The sequence below is a fragment of the Streptomyces glaucescens genome (assembly GCF_002154375.1).
GTDB lineage: Bacteria > Actinomycetota > Actinomycetes > Streptomycetales > Streptomycetaceae > Streptomyces > Streptomyces glaucescens.
On record NZ_MUND01000167.1, the window covers coordinates 1 to 729 of the forward strand.

Here is a 729-nt window from a genome sequence, read left to right on the forward strand (position 1 = left end):
GTTCGGGCATGGAAGTTCTCCCTTTCCTGTCGGTTTCACGGTGGGTGGGGTGGTCCGGTGATGCCCTGCATGGCTCGCCTTGTTGGGCGAGGCGAGGCGAGGCGAGGCGGGGCGAGGCGGGGCGTGTCGGCGTGCTGAATGCCGGTGGCTGTTGCTGTGTGCCCGCGAGCCGGAACGCGTTGCCCGGAAGACGGTCCGCAGGCGCTTGCTGTGTGGGCGTGACTTGTCGGCCGGGGTCCCGATGCCGTGCCGACGCGGACGGTTCAGGATTCCGTGATGTCCGGCCTCGTCGTGCTTGGTGCCGTCCGGCATGAGATGGCCGCCGGTAACGGTGCGACCAGGTGCTGGCTGGGGCGGCGGGCGGAGCACGTGCAAGGAGCGAAGGCATGGTCCTTCCTCTATGTCTCCTTGTGCGTGCGGGCGTGTGGCCGCTGGTCAGTAAAGGGAGGAAAGGTGCAGGATGCGGCCGGAGCGCCGGGAGAGCCGCAGTGTCGTCTTCGGAGCGCCGGTGACGTCTGCGAGGGCTTGGTAGTCGTAGTGGTGGACAGCGCCGCCTGCGGTGCCGGTGACGGTGATGTCGACGCGGTCGATGCGCCAGTCGTCGTCGTTGTCGCGGGGCGGGAAGCGCAGGTAGACGGGGTGGCGGTCCAGGTCGGTGATGTGCAGCTGGGGGTCGCGGGGGTCGTTGCCGGAGGCGTTGAGGATGTTGGCGCCCTCGCCGAGGACGAA

Annotated in this window: 1 protein-coding gene; it reads right to left on the reverse strand. The window is 68.9% G+C overall.

Translation table 11 applies throughout. The features are described from left to right. Positions 1 to 435: 435 nt before the first annotated feature. The coding region (locus CCN42_RS42555; protein WP_086735439.1) for a hypothetical protein at positions 436 to 729 on the reverse strand (294 nt) is incomplete at its 5' end.